The organism is Mycobacterium sp. (assembly GCF_032161845.1).
GTDB lineage: Bacteria > Actinomycetota > Actinomycetes > Mycobacteriales > Mycobacteriaceae > Mycobacterium.
In genome coordinates this window covers 1-17,438 of sequence record NZ_JAVRQA010000103.1, presented here as the reverse complement: position 1 = coordinate 17,438, position 17,438 = coordinate 1, and the positions used below count along the sequence as shown (strand labels likewise).

The 17,438-nt window shown below is 64.0% G+C and carries 12 protein-coding genes and 1 pseudogene; 3 read left to right on the top strand and 10 right to left on the bottom strand.

Annotated elements, in window-relative coordinates; translation table 11 throughout:
• The 4 genes and pseudogenes from QOD90_RS06310 to QOD90_RS06295 all read right to left on the bottom strand — a co-directional run.
• A pseudogene (locus QOD90_RS06310) lies at positions 1–278 on the bottom strand (ABC transporter permease); the annotation flags it as partial.
• A 4-nt stretch (positions 279–282) separates the two neighbouring features.
• Positions 283–1,290, bottom strand: coding sequence for an ABC transporter permease (locus QOD90_RS06305; RefSeq protein WP_526347765.1), 1,008 nt, complete (start codon positions 1,288–1,290; stop codon positions 283–285).
• Positions 1,291–1,316: 26 nt separating this feature from the next.
• Positions 1,317–2,966, bottom strand: a complete 1,650-nt coding sequence (locus tag QOD90_RS06300) for an ABC transporter substrate-binding protein (RefSeq protein ID WP_526347761.1) — start codon at positions 2,964–2,966, stop codon at positions 1,317–1,319.
• 401 nt (positions 2,967–3,367) lie between these two features.
• Positions 3,368–3,715 (bottom strand): DUF1330 domain-containing protein, encoded by a 348-nt coding sequence (locus QOD90_RS06295; protein WP_526347759.1) that lies wholly within the window; start codon positions 3,713–3,715, stop codon positions 3,368–3,370.
• A gap of 94 nt (positions 3,716–3,809) precedes the next feature.
• Between QOD90_RS06295 and QOD90_RS06290 the strand changes: the two genes are divergently transcribed.
• Together QOD90_RS06290 and rfbA are read left to right on the top strand one after the other, a co-directional pair.
• The gene (locus QOD90_RS06290; RefSeq protein WP_526347758.1) at positions 3,810–4,406 is read left to right on the top strand and encodes a hypothetical protein; all 597 of its coding nucleotides are present in this window, start codon (positions 3,810–3,812) and stop codon (positions 4,404–4,406) included.
• Positions 4,407–4,477: 71 nt separating this feature from the next.
• Positions 4,478–5,341, top strand: a complete 864-nt coding sequence (gene rfbA, locus QOD90_RS06285) for a glucose-1-phosphate thymidylyltransferase RfbA (RefSeq protein ID WP_526347756.1) — start codon at positions 4,478–4,480, stop codon at positions 5,339–5,341.
• Here the strand turns inward: rfbA and QOD90_RS06280 are convergent.
• The 6 genes from QOD90_RS06280 to QOD90_RS06255 form a co-directional block, all read right to left on the bottom strand.
• Positions 5,300–6,436, bottom strand: a complete 1,137-nt coding sequence (locus QOD90_RS06280; RefSeq protein WP_526347754.1) for a fatty acid desaturase family protein — start codon at positions 6,434–6,436, stop codon at positions 5,300–5,302. The two genes, rfbA and QOD90_RS06280, sit on opposite strands and share 42 nt — an antisense overlap.
• 120 nt (positions 6,437–6,556) lie before the next feature.
• Positions 6,557–8,836 (bottom strand): hypothetical protein, encoded by a 2,280-nt coding sequence (locus tag QOD90_RS06275; RefSeq protein WP_526347752.1) that lies wholly within the window; start codon positions 8,834–8,836, stop codon positions 6,557–6,559.
• A 432-nt stretch (positions 8,837–9,268) separates the two neighbouring features.
• Positions 9,269–9,565 carry a hypothetical protein gene (locus QOD90_RS06270; protein ID WP_526347750.1) on the bottom strand — a complete coding sequence of 99 codons (297 nt, stop codon included), beginning with the start codon at positions 9,563–9,565 and terminating at the stop codon, positions 9,269–9,271.
• A 186-nt stretch (positions 9,566–9,751) separates the two neighbouring features.
• Complete coding sequence (locus tag QOD90_RS06265; RefSeq protein WP_526347748.1) at positions 9,752–10,984, bottom strand: glycosyltransferase; 1,233 nt, start codon at positions 10,982–10,984, stop codon at positions 9,752–9,754.
• On the bottom strand, positions 10,985–14,008 hold the full coding sequence (locus QOD90_RS06260) for an ATP-binding protein (RefSeq protein WP_526347763.1): 3,024 nt from the start codon (positions 14,006–14,008) through the stop codon (positions 10,985–10,987). It lies immediately after the preceding gene.
• Positions 14,009–14,559: 551 nt separating this feature from the next.
• Positions 14,560–16,539: an OPT family oligopeptide transporter gene (locus tag QOD90_RS06255; RefSeq protein WP_526347746.1), complete on the bottom strand. Its 1,980-nt coding sequence runs from the start codon at positions 16,537–16,539 to the stop codon at positions 14,560–14,562.
• A 669-nt stretch (positions 16,540–17,208) separates the two neighbouring features.
• On the opposite strand from QOD90_RS06255, the gene QOD90_RS06250 reads away from it, so the two are divergent.
• Positions 17,209–17,438, top strand: a 230-nt coding sequence (locus tag QOD90_RS06250) for a hypothetical protein (RefSeq protein WP_526347744.1), incomplete at its 3' end; no start/stop codon positions are given.

Here is a 17,438-nt window from a genome sequence, read left to right as displayed (position 1 = left end):
TTCCAGATCTGCTCACCGACGTTCTGCGAGCTCGCGTACGACGTGAGTTGACCGGTGAAGATCTGCTTCATCATGGTCAGGTACTGCACCGGCATGGACCGGTCGAGACCAAGATCGGCGCTGACCCTGGCGATCAGGGCGGGATTGGCGTTCTTGCCCGCGATGCGCTGTGCGGGATCGGAGTTCGGGATGACGTTGAAGATCAGGAAGACGACCACCGAGATCGCGAAGAGGACCGCGATCATTCCGATGATTCGCCGGACGGCGAAGGAGATCATGGCCCTAGTGCTCCAGCCTGATCTTGGCCCGCGGATCAAGAGCGTCGCGAAGGCCGTCGCCGAAGACGTTGAGCGACAACACGGTCAGGACGATCATGATGCCTGGAACGATCGTGAGATGCGGTGCGGTGTAGATGGTTTGGTACCCGTCGGCGATCATCGTGCCCCACGACGCGTTCGGTGGCCGGACCCCGGCACCGAGGAACGACAACGACGATTCGAGCAGCATGTTGTTGGCGATGTTGAGCGTGAAGAACACGATGATGGTCGATATGACGTTGGGCAGTAATTCGGAGACCATGATTCGGATCGATCCCTTCCCCTGCGCAACGGCGGCTTCGACGAACTCCTTCTCGCGTAGGGCCAGGATCTCGCCGCGGATGGGCCGTGCCATGTAGGGCACGTAGACGAATCCGATGATCATGATCGGGATCCACAGCGAGTCGCCCTGGACGACGAAGCCGCCGATCTTGAGTCCGCCAAGGGCAAGTGCGGTGCCGAGGGCGATGCCGAGCAGGAGCACGGGAAACGCCCAGAGCACGTCCATGGCCCTGGACAGGATGGAATCGATCCAGCCGCGGTAGTAGCCGCAGACCAGGCCGACGAGCACGGCTAGGACCGTCGTGACGACGGCGGCGACGACGCCGATGAGGATCGACGTCCGCCCGCCGTACAGCAGTCGGACCATCACGTCGCGACCGTTCTGGTCGGCGCCAAGCAGGTAGCGGCCGTGCAGGCCGGGGCCGAGCGGGGCACCGTCGGGCGAGACCACGTACTCTTCCTGCCCGTCGATCAGCACCTTGTCGGTGATGTGGTTCTCGTTGGGTCCCGTGTGCGCGACCTGGTCGGCCCACAGCGGTGCGGCGAGGCAGGCGAGCACTATCGCGATGAACAGCACGCCGAATCCCAGCGCGACCCGGTTGCGGCGCAACCGAATCCACGCCAGATACCAGGGGCTGCGACCCCGCACCGCTTCAGGCGGGACGTCGGCGGGTACTGGCGGGATACCCAGTGCCTCGACGTCCCCGGTCGGGACCGTCACTTAAGGGCGAACGAGCTGTAGTCCTGGTTGAACAGCAGATGATGATAGGACTTGTCGAAGTCCATCCGCTCGGAAAGGAACGTGGTGTATTCCTCGTTGCCGTACGGCGCCCACACGGCCTGCTCCATGTAGGCCTTGTCAAGGGCGGCGTACTGCTTCTTGACGTCATCGGTGAGCTGTTGTGCGCGAAGGTCGTTCATCTTCGCATCGAGTGCAGGGATGCTGATCCTGGAGAAGTTGTTGCCGTTGGTCGGCAGGATGCTCGCACCGTTGATCAGCGGTCGGAAGAAGTCGTCGGGATGCGGGAAGTCCTGGAACCAGTCGGCGAAGCCAGTGTCCAGATCCGGCGTCGACTGGTTGCCGATCGTCGTCCAGTACACGTCACCCGCAATGACCTTGAGCGTGGCGTTGAACCCCAACTGGGTGAGCACGTCGTGGTAATACTCACCGATCCGCTTGCGGTCCGGCTCGTCGTCGGTCCAGACGGTGATGTCCTTGTCGGTCGGATTGGCCTCGGCGATCAAGGCTTTCGCCTTCACCATGTCGGGCCCGGGGTACAGCTTGTACTCCTCGTAGCCCGGCATGCCAGGAGGCAGGATCTGCTGCGTCGGATGCAGGCGGCCACCGAAGACCCGGTTGAGCGCCTCAGGATCGACCGCGTAGTTGATCGCCTGGCGCACCTTGATGTCGTTGAACGGCGCGGTCTGGGTGTTCATCCAGAAGTAGTACGTGTTGATGGATTGCTCGAGGCGGAATCGCTCACCGAACTTCGCCTTCACCTCTGCCAACCGGTCGGCGTCGGGTGGGTCGACCATGAAGTCGATGGTGTTCTGCTCCACGCCTGTCACTTGCGCGGAGTTGCTCTTGTTCTGGGTGACCGTGATCTTGTCTACGCCTGCGTCGGCGACTTCCGTCGCGCCCGCATCCTTGACCGTCTTGAAGTTCGGGTTGCGCTCCAACGTCAACGTCTGCGGCGCTTCGACCTTGGTGATCATGAAGGGGCCGCTGGCCGGGGGCGGACTGTTGGTGGCGTCCTTGTCGAGTGGCGTGCTCGGCGGGACTGGCGCCGCGAAGGGTAGCGCCAGGAGGCCCTCGAAGGTGCCGTTGGCCTCCTTCAGCGTGATCGTGATGTCGCCGGTGGCGTCGTCGGTGACGATGCCGCTGATCGTGGGGGCCTTGTTGTCGGCGTACTCGGCCGCCCCGACGATGGGTTCATAGAAGACGGACCCGCCAGAGTCGGCCTTGAACAGCCGCTGGATGGCGTAGGTGAAGTCGGACGCCTTGATCGGCGTGCCGTCGGAGTACTTCATGTTGGATCGCAGCTTGAGCTTGTAGGTCTTGCCGTCGGCGGAGACCTCCGGCATGGCCTCGGCCAGCGCGGGGACGACTTCGGTGCCCGCGTCGCCCTTGGCGTGCTTGTAGGTCAGCAGCGGCGTGTAGCTGTTGTACAGCACCTCCCAGCCTTCGAGGGTGTAGGAGAGTTGGGGGTCCACGTAGTCGGGGAACGACGTCAGCGTGACGTTGATGTCGCCGCCTCCGGTGCCACCGCCGCTACTGCTTTCGGTGTCACCTCCACACGCGGCGACTCCGAAAGTGGCCAGCGCCGCGACGACACCAACGGTCACCGCCTTGCGCAACTTGCTCATGTGAATCCCCTTGGTCAAGTGGTCGTGTTTTTGTCCCGGCGATGCCCACTACCTGTACGCCTCCTGCCGGGGCGTCACTGCATCTTTTCCCAAATACGGCGGATGGCAACTCGGGATTTCAGAAATCGATGCCGCATCGCATGCCTCTGGCCTGCGAAGTCCCAGGACACCGCGGCTCCGCGGCGAGACCCGGCGGTAGCATCTGCGGTTGCTGCGACGGGTTGGCTCGACGTCGGCCGAACCATATGCCGCCGGAATTATTACTGCTGCCGGGCGGATTCACCGGAAAATTAACACCGGCGAAGGCGCCAGCTCGAGGTAGCGGGCCACCGGGCGGAGTCGAGTGGTACGCGGCGCTCAGGAAAAACCTTCAAAAAATCTGAGCGTTTCGGCGCGCCGACCTAGCCGGCGAGAATCTCGTCGACCTTCGCACTGCCGGTGTGACCGCGTTTGACGCCCGCGACCAACGCCGTCATCGATGCGGAATTGTTCAACCGCAGCGGGAGGATGCGTTGGTAGGCGGCCGACTCGTACCACCGAACGGCGGAGTCGTGATCGGGGAACCGGATCATCACCAGCGTCCCGTCCCACTGGCCTTCGCGGACGTCGAGATCGCCTCCGTGAATGATGAATTCACCCCCGAAGGGCGCCATGGTGTCATCGATCTCGCGCATGTACTTGATGATGTCGTCGCCGAATTCGACGTCGCGCAGATAGGCAACGGCATACGAGGGGATCGCGTCAGTCATGGGGTGAATTCTCGACGATGGTCTGCCGCCGGTCGATTACCCGACGGGTAAAGGCACCCACTACCTGCCGTCCACTGGATTAACATCGAACCCCGTGGCGCGTAACGATGGTCCTGGCGGACCCCCCGACGACCCGTACTACTCCAACGACGAGCCGACGCAGTACGGCAGCTATCCCCGCAACGATCCGCAGGCGTACAGCGAGCCGACGGCGTCCGCGAGCTATGGGGCGCACGACCCATACGGTCAGCAGCCCGACTACGGTCAGGAGCCGATTCCGCCAGAGCCGAGGACTCCCTGGTACCGCACGCCGCCGGGGCTCGTCAGCCTCGGCGCGTTGGGCGTCATCATCCTCGCGGTGATCGTCTACGCCATCGTCTCGCTGAGCGGCGACGGGTCCAGTTCCACGTCGACGACGTCGAGCACGAGCGGGACGCCGACATCGTCCGTCGCCTCCGTCGCCCCGGTACCGACGGGTGGCACCGAAACGGTGACGCAGACCGAGGAGCCGAGCACCACGACCGAGACGACGACCGCCACGACGACGACGGACAGTCCGACGACTACCACCACGACCACGACCCCGCCCCCGACGACCAGCACCAGCACGACGGTGTCGACGAGCACCAGCACCAGCACCAGCACCGTGACCCAGACGGTGACGGTGCCGCCTACCCAAGCGCCGGGCTGATCCGACCGATCTCGTTGGTGGTCATGGCATCTCCGTCGTTCCTGGACGAGCATCTGACCTAGGGTGCTTCCATGCGTGGAATCATCCTGGCGGGGGGCACGGGTACGCGTTTGTACCCGATCACCATGGGCGTGTGCAAGCAATTGCTGCCCGTGTACGACAAGCCGCTGATCTACTATTCGCTGTCGACCCTGATCATGGCGGGAATCCGGGACATTCAGGTCATCACCACGGCGGGCGACGTGGCGGCCTTCACCCGACTGCTCGGTGACGGCTCGGTGTTCGGCACGAACATCACCTACGCAGTCCAGGATCGTCCAGACGGAGTCGCGCAGGCCTTCGTCGTCGGCGCCGATCACATCGGAGACGACTCGGTCGCATTGATCTTGGGCGACAACGTCTTCTACGGGCCGAGTCTGGGTACCAGCCTGGACCGGTTCCGAGACGTCAACGGCGGCGCCATATTCGCGTACTGGGTGGCCAACCCCTCGGCATACGGCGTCATCGAGTTCAGCGACGACGGCAGGGCGCTGTCCTTGGAGGAGAAGCCAGCCACCCCGAAGTCGCACTATGCGGTGCCGGGGCTCTACTTCTACGACAACGACGTCGTCGAGATCGCCCGGTCCCTGCGGCCGTCCGCTCGGGGAGAGTACGAAATCACCGACATCAACCAGACTTATCTGGACCAGGGCCGGCTCGGCGTCGAGGTGTTGGCGCGCGGAACCGCGTGGCTGGACACCGGTACGTTCGACTCATTGCTCGACGCCAGTGACTACGTTCGCACCATCGAGCGCAGGCAGGGCTTGAAGATTGGTGTGCCCGAGGAGGTCGCCTGGCGGCTCGGCTTCATCGACGACGATCAACTCGCCGAGCGTGCTCACTCATTGCTGAAGTCAGGTTACGGCGCGTACCTCTTGCAACTGCTGGAGCCCTAGTCGCCGATGGCGGAACGTGCTCTCCGAGAAGCGATCCGGTAGAGCCAACGTGAACACGGTGCGCAGCGTCAGTAGGTACTGCCGCACCAGGTGACCCGTCGTGTACGGCAGGTCGTAGGTCGTGCACAGAGCCCTTACCCGCGTCGCGATCTCCGCGTAACGGTTGCTCGGAAGGTCGGGGAACAGGTGGTGCTCGATCTGGTAGCAGAGGTTGCCGCTCATGAAGGCCATCACGGGTCCGGCGTCGAAGTTGGCGCTGCCCAACATCTGTCGTAGATACCACTGCGGTTTGGTCTCGTTCTCCAGCGTATCCGGAGTGAACTTCTCAGCGCCGTCGGCGAAGTGGCCGCAACAGATCACCACGTACGCCCAAATGTTGCGCAGCACGTTGGCGACGACGTTGGCGCCGAGAGTGCGACGCCAACGCCTGAGGCTCAGGGCCGGAAACAGCACGTAGTCCTTACCCGTCTGGCGGCCGATCTTGCGCAGCAGTGCCCGGCCGTGGTCGGACTTCGAGGCGTCGGTGTCGGGGCGCTCCCGCTCGGCGTAGAGGTCGTGCAGCGCGATGCCCCACTCGAAGGTGATGGCCAACAACAGACTTCGCAGCGGTTGAAGGAGATTGCTCGGCTTCCACTCTTGGTCGCGGGTGACCCGTAGGACGCCGTAGCCAAGATCGTCGTCGACTCCGACGACATTGGTGTTCACGTGGTGGCGGTAGTTGTGGGAGTAGCGCCACTGCGACGAGAGACCTGCCATGTCCCACTCCCACGTGGTGGAGTGAATCTCGGGGTCGTTCATCCAGTCCCATTGGCCGTGGCCGATGTTGTGGGCGAGTTCCATGTTCTCGACGCTCTTGGCGGCAGCGAGGCCGACGGTGCCCAGCAACCATCCGCTCCTGCGTTTGGTGCCGGCGATCACCAACCGAGAGCTAACCTCCAGAGCGCGCTGAAAGGCGATCGTGCGGCGGACGTAGGCACGGTCCTTGGCGCCCCGACTGTCCTCGACGTCGCGGCGAATATCGTCGAGGGCAGCGGCCAACGCATCGAGATCGGATTCACTCAGATGGGCGTATTCTGCGACATCGGAGATGGCCATCGCGTTATCGGTTTCTGATCGGTTCGGACGGCCCCCAATCGGTACGGAGGGGTCGCCGCAGGTACCTACAGCGTAGCGGTTCTGGCAGTGGGCCGCGGCAGCGTCGCAGTCCTTTTCGGGTTATCCGCCCAGACCGCCAAGAGCACCCGAGACCGCGCCGGTGAGGCCGCCGGTCAGGCCGCCGACGGTGTTGGTGATTCCGCCGGTCACGCCCCCGACGGTGTTGGTGACGCCGCCGGTCACACCACCTACGGTGTTGGTGACCCCGCCGACGACGGTGCCCACGGTGTTGGTGACCCCGCCAACGACGGTGCCCACCGGGTTGGTCGGTTTCGGTGTGGACGTCGCGCCGGTTGGCTTCGTCCCGTACGTGCTGACAGGTAGGTTCGACGTCTTCGTCGGCTCGGTCTTTTCGGCGCCGGCGTCGGCCGTCTTGGACTCGCCACTCGTCTCCTCGTAGGCGGGCGTGGCCGCAGGTGCGGCGAACGGGGCCGGCGGGGCGCTGCCCGTCGGCGCGGAATTGTTCGACACGGCGATCGTCTTGGCCTCGGCCGCGGGAAGTGCCGCGGCAGCAAGCGGATTCAGCCCGCCCATCGCGGCGTTGATCAGGTCGGTGATTCCGCCGAAGCCACCACCGCCAAGGATGCTGGACAGCAGCTTGAAGACTCCGGAAAGGACGTTCGGCGTCCCCTGCGTGGGATTGCCGCTGAAGAACTCCTTCTGGAACCCCTTCACCAACTGGTTGACGATGTCGCCGGGAACCTTGGCCCAGTCGACGTCGGGGAAGGACATGAAGGCGGTGGGGTTACCCGCTTGATCGAGGGTCCTGCTGTAGGAGCCGTCCGGCATTCTCACGACGTCGGTGTAGCCGAGATTGACGAGGCTGGTGAGGGCGGGAGCCAGTGCATTGGCCAAGGTGCCCAACGGATTCGGGAACGCACCGAGCGTCAGCAGGTTGGTCAGATCGGTCAGAAGGTAGAGCGGCTCGAGCAGCGGAAGGCTGTTCGATGGCAGCGTGAGGTACAGGTTGAGCGCAAGCGGGCCGGTGCCGACCTTGCCGAGGATGTCCAGGAGCTGCCCCGTGAGCTGTGGGCTCAGATTCGAGGCGTCGACGCCCCGCAGGATGTAGGTCGGGAGCAGGAACGCCATCAGGTTGTTGGCGAGGGAGAACGGGTTCGGCCACGCCGCGAAGTCCGACAGCAGGTCGTACTCGACCGTGGCGTCGACCTTGATCGGGATGAGATTCGCGCCGCCCAGCGAAAGTCCGGTATTGCCGAGCGGGAGCCCGCCACTGCTCGTCACCTGGGTATCGGGGGTGACGGTGTCGATGCCGAACAACCGGGCGAACGGGTAGGCCCTGGCGAACAGGCCACCATTGGCGCGGCCCGGATTGCGCAGCAGGAGCATCGGCAGGATGGTCAGGCTGCCCAGCAGCGGATCGTCCCCGGCCGTCCGCGACTTCGCTCCGCCGGGTTGATACTGCAGATCCTCGACGACCTTGGGATATGCGGCGCCGGCGGCGAAGGCGCCCATTCCGAAGCCGACGACGATCGGCACCCGCAGGTCGATCACGTCGAGGCTCGCGGGAAGGGTGTTGACGACGTTGTCCAGCAAGCCGGTCAGACCGCCGAGGTCCAGCAGCGGGTTGCCGAGGTTCAGCAATTTGAGCTTGTCCAGAACCGTGGTGAGCAGCCCATTGACCCCGAGCTTCAGGTACGAGGTGCCGTTGATCTCGTCGGCGACCGAATTCGGCAGCGCCGGCACCCAGCCGAGGTCGAGCCCAAGCAGCTTGAGGAGTGTGAAGGGCGGGCCCGTGGTGATCAGGTTGAGCCCGGGAACGTCGAGATTGGACAGGTTGCCCGGATCGCTCAGGTCGATGCCGAGGAGATCGAGCAGCTTGGCGACGGTCGTCATGCCGGTCGCGTCGCTCAAGCCGAGGGCGGACAGGGCGGGAACCAGGACGTTGCTCGCGACGTCAAGCCCAAGCAGGCTCTTGAGGAGCGGCGCGAGATCAAGGGGGACGGCGTCCAGCACGCTTCGGAGTGCGTTCGCCGGAAGGCTTGCCAGGAACGTCTCGGGGTCGAAACCAGCGGCCCTGGCCAGCGCCATCAGGTTGATGTTGTTGACGATCGCCTTGAGAATCGCCGCGGCTATCTCCTGCGACAGGTCGTAGCCCGCGGTGCCGAGGCCGCCGGTCAAATCGGGGATCTCGTCGGGCTGGGGGAAGGTCTGAACTGCCGCCGAGAGTTGGACGTTCCGATGAAGCATCTGATCCGTCGGCGGCGGGACGAGACCTACCGTCAACGCGGCCACCGAAATCGTCGCGACTCCGGCGAGGGCGAGCTTCTTCACGTGTCGTCCGACGGTGCGTTTCACTGCCAGCTGGTGTCGTCCCGACATGTCACACGTCCTCCCAGCAGGCCCCGCAGCGATGCGATTCTTACTGCTTTGGGACGAGCGTAAGCCTCCGTGAGCAAAAAACACAAGAATTACCGAGGGCGTCAGACGGGGCGCGCTGCTAACCATATATTACGCAATCGTTAATAGAACACGTTGCATCGTCGCAGTACAGAGGGTGGATCGTGGAACTGGGCCGCGCGACCTCCGCTACCGACGGCGGGAGGCGAACGTATCGGGCCGGGCGATTCCAGCAAATAGTCACCGTCGGTATTTGCCCAGATCTGGGACACCTGTCCCAGCGGGCTGCGACGGCCTGGCACTCGCAAGCCCGTGAACTGCGGGATGTGTCCTGGATCACGTCTTTACTGCCGGGATGACGCGTCGAATCGGGCGTTTGCTGCGGAGATCGTTGCTTAATCGACGAGCCTTCGCTCAGGGATGGTCGCCGATCCGGCAGTTTTGGAAGAAAGTTCCAGGGTCGCAATAGATCCCCATCGGTGGCGGGGGTTTCGGTGGCGGGTTGTCTCCGTCCCAAATCATGTTGGAGACATTGCCCATCCCCTGATACAGGTAGTAGTAGGTGTGGCAGACACTCCAGTCCCAGTTCAACGGGTCGTAAATGTGATTGCCGGTCGCCGGCACGGGGAGCTCCCCTGGGCACCAGTGCTTCGGCGGCCCCCAGCCGCCATCGTCGGCGTGTGCGATGCCTTCGCCAACGCCCAATCCCACGAGCCCCAAGCTGCCCGAAACCAACACGCTCGTTGCCAGCCCCACGACGATTCGCCTCAGTCCGGTAGACCGCGATATTTGCTTCATGATTGATGCCTCCGTGCAGTCGGCCCATGGTGGCCGGTCAGGTGGCTAGTGAATACCGGTCGCCCCGTTACCGATCCCAGCTTCAGGCGCGCGCTCAGCTCACATCGAGGCAGAGAGGACGCGTTCTTCGAAGAGGTCCGCGCCGCGTGCCACCCCGCCGGTCGCCTCGAAACCCATCGCCACCCGTCTCGCGCCGTCAGTCATGGTCATCGCCTCTCGAACCTTCGACCGGAGAGCTTCGGCCGACAGCTTCTTCGCCGGCAGACGGGTGCCGCACCGCGCAACCTCGACCCGTCGTGCGACCTCGAACTGATCACGCCCGAAGGGCACGACGCAGACGGGAACTCCACGGGCCAGTGCCTTTTGCGTCGCGCCCATACCGCCATGCGTCACCGCACACACGGCGCGGTCCAGCACAGGACCGTGCGGGACGAGCCGGCACACAGTTGCGTCGGGCATCTTGCCGAAGTCGTCCGGTTGTCCCGCTGGGACGGTCGCCACGACATGAACGGGCTCATCCGCCAGCGCAGCCATCGCAATGCGAATCAGGTTGTCGTCGCCCTGTTTTTCCGACGACGTCGTGACGAGAACGATGGGCCGGGTAATGGACACAAGCCAATCGGGGACAAGGGCCGGCCTCGGGTCGAGCGCGCACGGCCCGATCATCTGTACCGCATCGCCGTAATCGCCGTGCGAATACTCGAACGGCTTGCCGCTGGCAACCAGCATCAGCGGCGGGCGGCGCCAGAACTCCTCCATCGATCCGACCTGGCGAAGACGCAGCTCCTCGCGAACCTTGTTGAGGGACGGCAATCCGCTGTTGACGGGTCCACTCACCGCCTTGCGGACAACGGCGTCACGAACGCGGCCGAACAGATTCGGGAATGGCGTCAACCCCGGGCCGAAAGGGGGCACCCCGGCTGCGCGCAAGAGCGGCGTGAACGGCGAAAAACACGCCCAAGGAATGCCGCTGGCTTCGGCGGTCGACAACGCACCCCAGCACAGCACATCGATGAGCAATGCATCAGGGCCGACGCGGGCAATCGCGTCCGCAAGGTCGTCGACTTCGAGCGGCGCACGTCGGCCGAACACCGCGAAGGCTCGCTTCAGTCCGGCCCCCGGGTTACTGGCCTTCCAGTCGTCGTGTTCGATCGCCTCGATCCGCGAATCGATTGCATCCGTTGCGAACCCGAGTTGCTCTCCAGTCTCGACACCAGCCGAGAACGTGCGCAGATGAATCGAGTGGCCACGGCCGGACAACTCCGAGAGCAACGCACTGATCGGTAAGACGTGACCCAGCGCTGGCGAGGTGTACGCCAATATCGTCGCCATCTACGTCAACCTCGCCATTTCGACCATGTCGTGCGCCTCGGCGAATCGTCCTCGGGCATCGAGCTTTTGGCAGAGCTCGAGGTACTGCTTGGCCAGCTCGCGATACCGGTCCATGTCGCCCTCGGCCTTGGCCACTAGCGCGCGTGACTTCGTCCACCACAGGTCAGCCGCGGGGATGCCAGGCCTTCTCAGCTGCCAGTCGTCGATGATGCGGTTCGCCTCGGCGAGATCGTCGGTGGTTCCGCGCTCGACGAGCAACGTGACGAGAACCTCGCCGGTACAACCGACTTCGATCCGATGGCCACCATTCATGTGGATCGAGAACAGGTTACGCAATTCGTCAATCGCTTCGCCTTCGCGGCCATGGCGTACCGCGTCCACGGCAAGGTCTGCACCGATTATCGGCATCGTGTGGGTCACGACTCTGTGCTTTTCGATGTTCGCGCGGGCGCGGTTGAGCACGATGATTGCCGAGCCGGGTGGTTCACGTCCGGCACGCATGAGGGTGGTCCCGTATGCGAATTCTGCTGCGATGATCCCGCAAATGTCACCGAATGATTCAGCGCGTCGAAGCGCATCGCGCATCTCATCAATCAGTTCGTCGGGCTGGTAAATGCCGAGAGCCGCAATCACAGCCCAGAATTCCAAAATCAGTACATAACTGGCGGGGGAGAGGCTTCGACCATGGCCGGTTCCCTCTTTCAGATGCCGCCGGCCCTGTTCATGGTCTCCACGGCAAATTTCGATGACGCCTCGAATGGTCAGAGCCATCGCGAGTTCGAGCGTCGATTCATCATGGTGGCGTCTCAGAACCACATCGATCACCGCCAACGCCTCGTCGAATTCGCAATTGGCGTAACGAGCGGAAAACACCGCGACGAGAATGATGTCGATCTCCGCCACCGCGTTCCAGTCGAGCTTGGCAAGCATTCCCTCGACCTCCAGGGCCAGAGCGGCTGCCTCGGGAACACGGGTGTCGTTCCAGGTGAACGACATGAGCCGTCCGGCAGCGGCGATGGCGAGTGACCTCAGGTCGCCGGCTGTCATAGCCAGGCTGCATAACTCGCGGTATCGCTCGTCTGCGTCTTCGTCACTGCCCACGAACAATGCTGTCGATATCAGCATGGTTCGTGGCGCGATCCGCATCGCGATGACACCGTCGCGATCGTCGGGCAACCGGTCTGCGATGAGACGGGCGCTCTCCCACTGGACACGTGCCGCCGACATGTCGCGTGGTCGGAGCCATTGTGCTGCTCGGATGTGCCAGTCGTACGCGTCGACGAGTTCGCCTGCCGATTCGAGATGAGTGGCGATCAAGGCCGCGTTCTCGTCGACGGCACCGCGGTCGCGTGTTTGAATCGCAGCGGCCAGCCGGCGATGGGCTTGCGCCCGCGTGGCACCCAACTGCGATTCATAAGCCACCGTGCGCACTAGCGGATGACGGAAGCAATACCGTTGTCGCGGCACGAATTCGGTTTGGTCGATCAGCTCCGCCGACACCAACTCCGCCAAGGCGGGCGCAATTGCGTCCGGCAGCAGAGCGCGCAAAGTGTCGACGTCAAAGCGAGTCCCGATCACCGCCGCGGCGTTCAGAATCGCCTTCGCCGACGGAGGTAACCGATCGATGCGGGCCGCAAGCAACGTTTGCACCGTGGCCGGCACGGCGATCTCGTCGACACGGCCGGCAAGTCGATAGCCTCCGCGGCTGCCCGAGATCACCCCACGTTCGGCCAAGTCGCGAACGATCTCCTCGATGAAGAACGGGTTGCCCACCGCAGCTACTGCGATCTGCTGCACCAAGGCCGCCAATGTGGGGTCGCTGCCCAGAAGCTGACGGACGAGGTGCACTGACGTTTCGTCGGTTAGCGGTTGAAGTGTGATCGTCTCGTCCGCCTGCTGCTTCAGCCAACCACCGAACTCCGGCCGATATGTCGAGACGAACATCGATGAGCTTCCCTGGAGCGCACCGGCGAATTCGGCGAGCAAGTCGTCGCTGCGAGCGTCAATCCAATGCGCGTCGTCGAGGACGAACAGGGTCCGTCCCGAACGGGCAAGGACCGCCTGCGTCATCACCTCCACCAGTCGCCGCCGACGACCGTCAGCGCTGACCTGCAGTGGCGGCGCATCGGGATCGGCGACCCCCATCGTCTCGAAGAGGATCTGCGCGTCGGCGGAACTCGACGTCAGCGCCCCATCGCACTGAGCCACTGTGTGCGCTCTGGCCTCTGCATCGTTGCGGCCATCCACTGCGAACATGGCACGCAAGAGCCGTGACAACGCGCGAAAGGGGACAGTCGTGGTGTGAGCATCACAGCGGGCCAGGACAACCTGCACGCCCCGGCTCGCGACGAGCGCACTGAACTCGGCGATCAGCCGACTCTTACCCAGTCCAGCCGCACCCACTACACCGACCAGATCACCGCGAGCTGATTCGAAACACCGCTGCAGCCGGGCAAAGTCGGCACCGCGGCCCAACATCACGCCTTCGTTGCGCCCCAACACCATTCGGCCTGACTCCACCGCGAGCAGCCGACGCGCGGGCACCGGCGCGTCGGCACCCTTGATGGCAATCTCTTCGACCGGGCCCAGTCTTGCGGCGCCGTCCACCAGCCGGGCCGTGGACAACGAGCACAGCACCGCCCCGTGAGGTGCGGCCGACTCCATCCGCTGCGCCATCCCCACGGGGTGGCCCACCGCCGTGTATTGGCCCGAACCCGATCCGATCGAACCAGTGATGACCTCACCAGAGTTGAGGCCGACACGCACCTGCAAACGAACACCATCGCGGGTCAACACCTCGGCCGCGAAGTTTCCTGTGACCGACTGAATCTCCAGCGCTGAGATGCACGCCCGCAGCGCATGATCCTCGAGCGCCACGGGCGCTCCGAAGAGCGCCATCAGGCCGTCGCCGGTGAACTTGTCGACCGTGCCCTGATAGCGCTGCACCACCGCGGCAGCACGGTTGAAGAGTTCGTTCATTATTTCGCGAAGCCGCTCGGGATGAAGCACTGTGGCGAGCTTCATAGACCCGACGACGTCGACGAACAGCACGGTCACCTGCTTGTATTCGGTCACCGGCGAGGAGCCGACGGGTGCGCCGCAGACGTCACAAAAGCGCGCTTTGGCCCGCAGGTCGTTGCCGCACGACCCACACCCACCGGAATTAGTCATCCCCGGATCTCCCCGCCGCGACTACCCCCCATGATCACCCACCCCGAGGCCCCGACCACCCCCATCGTGCAAACTCGCGCTCCAACGGTGCAGGCGGCCCGCTCGGCCGACTCATGGAATACGCCGCTGAACTGGGTGTTTCGTTGAGTCACGATCGGGAATCGAACCCGTGTGATCAACTTGGGAATCGGGTTGGCAGACCCATATCCGTCCTGGTTGACGGCGGCCAAGGCCTAGTCCCAAGCATCTGGTCACGATGCATCGTTACTCTGCCCGGACGACACGTCATACCAGTCGTCCAGAATGATGATGGTGCCGCCGCCGATGACGATTCCCGCAATTTCGTAGTGGCACCCTCGAGAGTCTTTCGCCGTGTCTGTCTTTTGGAACGGGCGGCCCGGCCGCTAGCGTTCGACGCCCGCCAGCCGCCGAGTCCACTTGTACAGACCGGCCAGAACGGCGACGAACAGAACCACGCCGAGGATTTCGGCCCAGTTCCCGAATCCGTCACCCACGATCGCCAGCGGGGAATCGCTGCCGGAACCCGCGACGATGCCCGCGAACACCACGCCGAACAAGCTCTCGCCGACGATGAGCCCGGTTGCCATCAGAACGCCGAGCCGCTTCTTTTGCTCGACGTCGCCGCCCGTGCGGTCCGCCCACTTGTCGTAGTAGCGGCCCAGGAGGGCGCCGAGCGGAATGATCAAGGTCAGCGACATCGGGAGGTACATGCCCATTCCGACCGCCAGGGGCGGCAGGGCGAACTTCGTCTTCAGCTTCAGCACCTCGTCGATCGCGATCACCACGGCACCGATGGCGACGCCGAGACCCAAGAGGCCCCAGTCCAAATCGCCGCCGAAGACGCCCTTGGCGAGCGAGGAGATCAACGCTGCTTGCGGTGCGGCGAGCGCGTTCTCACCGGCGCCCGGTGCACCGAGGAAACCGAACGCGGTGTTCAGCAGGGTGAGCACGGGAGGAATCACCAGTCCGCCGAAGACGACGCCGATCACCAACGCGACCTGCTGTCGCCAGGGGGTGGCGCCGACGAGTTGGCCGGTCTTGAGGTCCTGAAGGTTGTCGTTGGAAATGGTGGCGATGCCGAACACGATCGCCGTGGCGAACAACGCGTAGGCCACCAACCCCAACGTCTGCGTTGGGTCGTCGCCGCGGCCGTGTACTGCCACCAACACCAGCGACGCGGCGACGACGACCAGAATGCCGAGTCCCGATATCGGACTATTGGATGAACCGATCAGGCCCGCCATGTAACCGGCGACGGACGCGAGAATCGCGCCGAGCACGACGACGAACAGCAGTGTGACCGCGATGATTAGCGGCGTGTTACCGCCGATCTGCGTGCTCTCGAGGAACCACCACAGCAGCAGCCCGATCGGGACCAGCGATACCGCGATCGTGCCGCCGACGATCCAGATGGGGAGGTCCCGTTCGGTCAGCTCGACTTCGGTTCCGCTGCGGCGCAGGCGCGTTGAGGCGGCGGCCGCGCGAATTCCCCGGACGATCGGCCCGAGGATCTTGAGGAGCGTCCAGATGGCCGCGATGGCGATGGCGCCTGCGCCGACGAACCGGACGTCGTGGGAGAACGTGCTCGACACGACCTCCTTCACGGCATCGCCGCCGGTGATGTCACCCCAGGTCAGGGTCGGCAACAACACGAAGTAGGAGATCACCAAGCCGACGATCATGGCGAAGCCGACGGTGACGCCAACCAGATGGCCGACGCCGATCAGTGCCAGCGAAAGGCTCGCGCCGATCGTCGAACCACCGGCGCCAAGGCGGAAGTAGACGGAGATGTCGCTGAGGATCACCTTGGTGGCCGCCAACAGTGAGAATCCCGCCGCTACAAGCGAACCCACGACAATGGCACGCAGGCTTCGCTTGTTGCCCTCGCCGCCGTCCACGGCGGCTTCGCCGACCTGAAGTACCTCGGCGGCTGCGACCCCCTCCGGATACGGCAGGTCCGAACCGGTGACCAGGGCGCGGCGAAGGGGCACGGAGTACATCACGCCGAGGACGCCGCCCACGATGCACACCGCCACCGTGATCCAGTACGGAAAGCCCGTCCACCACCCGATCATGATCAAGCCGGGGAGGACGAAGATGATCGCGGAAAGCGTGCCCGCTGCCGAGGCGATGGTCTGCACGATGTTGTTCTCGACGATGGTGTGCCCACGGAAGTACCGCAAGATCGCCATCGAGATGACCGCGGCTGGAATCGCGGTGGCGAACGTCAGGCCGACCTTGAGTCCCAGGTAGACGTTGGCTGCGGTGAAGATGAGCGTGATGACGCCGCCGAGGACCACCCCTCGAAGGGTGAGCTCGCGAATGGACGGAGTGGTTGCCTCAGTGTTGTCGATCTTCGTCATCAATGTCTCCCACCCAGTCAATGTGCTGCGGCGTAGTTGTGTCTCGCGGGATGTTAGTCGGTGGTCGGGCCCTTTTCAGGGTGTTGGTGCGCGCCCATGAATCTGACGCTCGTGCAAGCAATCCCGGGTGTCGGACCGGCTCGCATTCCCCTTTCGGGGTGGTCAGCCATCATGAACGGAGCAAGGGCAACGGTAGCCGGACTGCGGACTAAGGAGGCCGGCACGGCGAAACCCGTTGTGTTGGAGCTAACTTCAATGGGCAATCGGGGAAACGGGTCGAAGCATCGCGATCCTGGCAAACACAGCGGCCAGGCCTCATGGCAAGGGAACCCTACAGCGCCGGCCGGCTCTCACTCGACCGAGGCAAAGACGTCAGAAGTATTGCGCGCGTTGGCCGGTGCCATCCGCCGCTTCCCACGTTGGCGTCACGGGACGTCCAATTGGGGCGAGGGGATGCCCGCCGGGGATGGGGCGAGGGCACACCAAGTAGGGCGCAGCCTCGGTCGTGACATCGTCATGTCCTGCTGCAGCACTTCGTGTAACAGGACCCACGCCCCCAACGAACGACCGTTCTCATGCTTCACAGGTAACTACCAACGATAAGTCGGAAATGCACGAAATGGAAAACACCGCAATGGCGTGGCACGAATTGTGATACTTCGGTGCGCGATGACCACGCCCAATATCACTGTCGGCATCGAGCCCGCCAAAGGCGGTTGCGTCGTCTTCGAACCCGTACCCGGCAAGGACGCGCACGCGCCTGAGGCCGGCCTGCTGGTGTTGGTGCTGACGATTACCAGCAACGCCGACCCTGCGCACGGCGAACCGCCGATCCACCTCACCAAGGTGACCGTCGCCTTCCCGGGCACCTCGGCGCCCACGGCGACGAGAGACGTTCC

Coding starts and splice junctions, on each gene's coding strand:
- rfbA (WP_526347756.1), top strand. CDS start 4,478: ATGCGTGGAATCATCCTGGCGGGGGGCACGGGTACGCGTTTGTACCCG.
- QOD90_RS06275 (WP_526347752.1), bottom strand. CDS start 8,836: ATGTCGGGACGACACCAGCTGGCAGTGAAACGCACCGTCGGACGACAC.
- QOD90_RS06255 (WP_526347746.1), bottom strand. CDS start 16,539: ATGACGAAGATCGACAACACTGAGGCAACCACTCCGTCCATTCGCGAG.
- QOD90_RS06300 (WP_526347761.1), bottom strand. CDS start 2,966: ATGAGCAAGTTGCGCAAGGCGGTGACCGTTGGTGTCGTCGCGGCGCTG.
- QOD90_RS06265 (WP_526347748.1), bottom strand. CDS start 10,984: ATGGCGACGATATTGGCGTACACCTCGCCAGCGCTGGGTCACGTCTTA.
- QOD90_RS06295 (WP_526347759.1), bottom strand. CDS start 3,715: ATGACTGACGCGATCCCCTCGTATGCCGTTGCCTATCTGCGCGACGTC.
- QOD90_RS06260 (WP_526347763.1), bottom strand. CDS start 14,008: ATGAAGCTCGCCACAGTGCTTCATCCCGAGCGGCTTCGCGAAATAATG.
- QOD90_RS06280 (WP_526347754.1), bottom strand. CDS start 6,436: ATGGCCATCTCCGATGTCGCAGAATACGCCCATCTGAGTGAATCCGAT.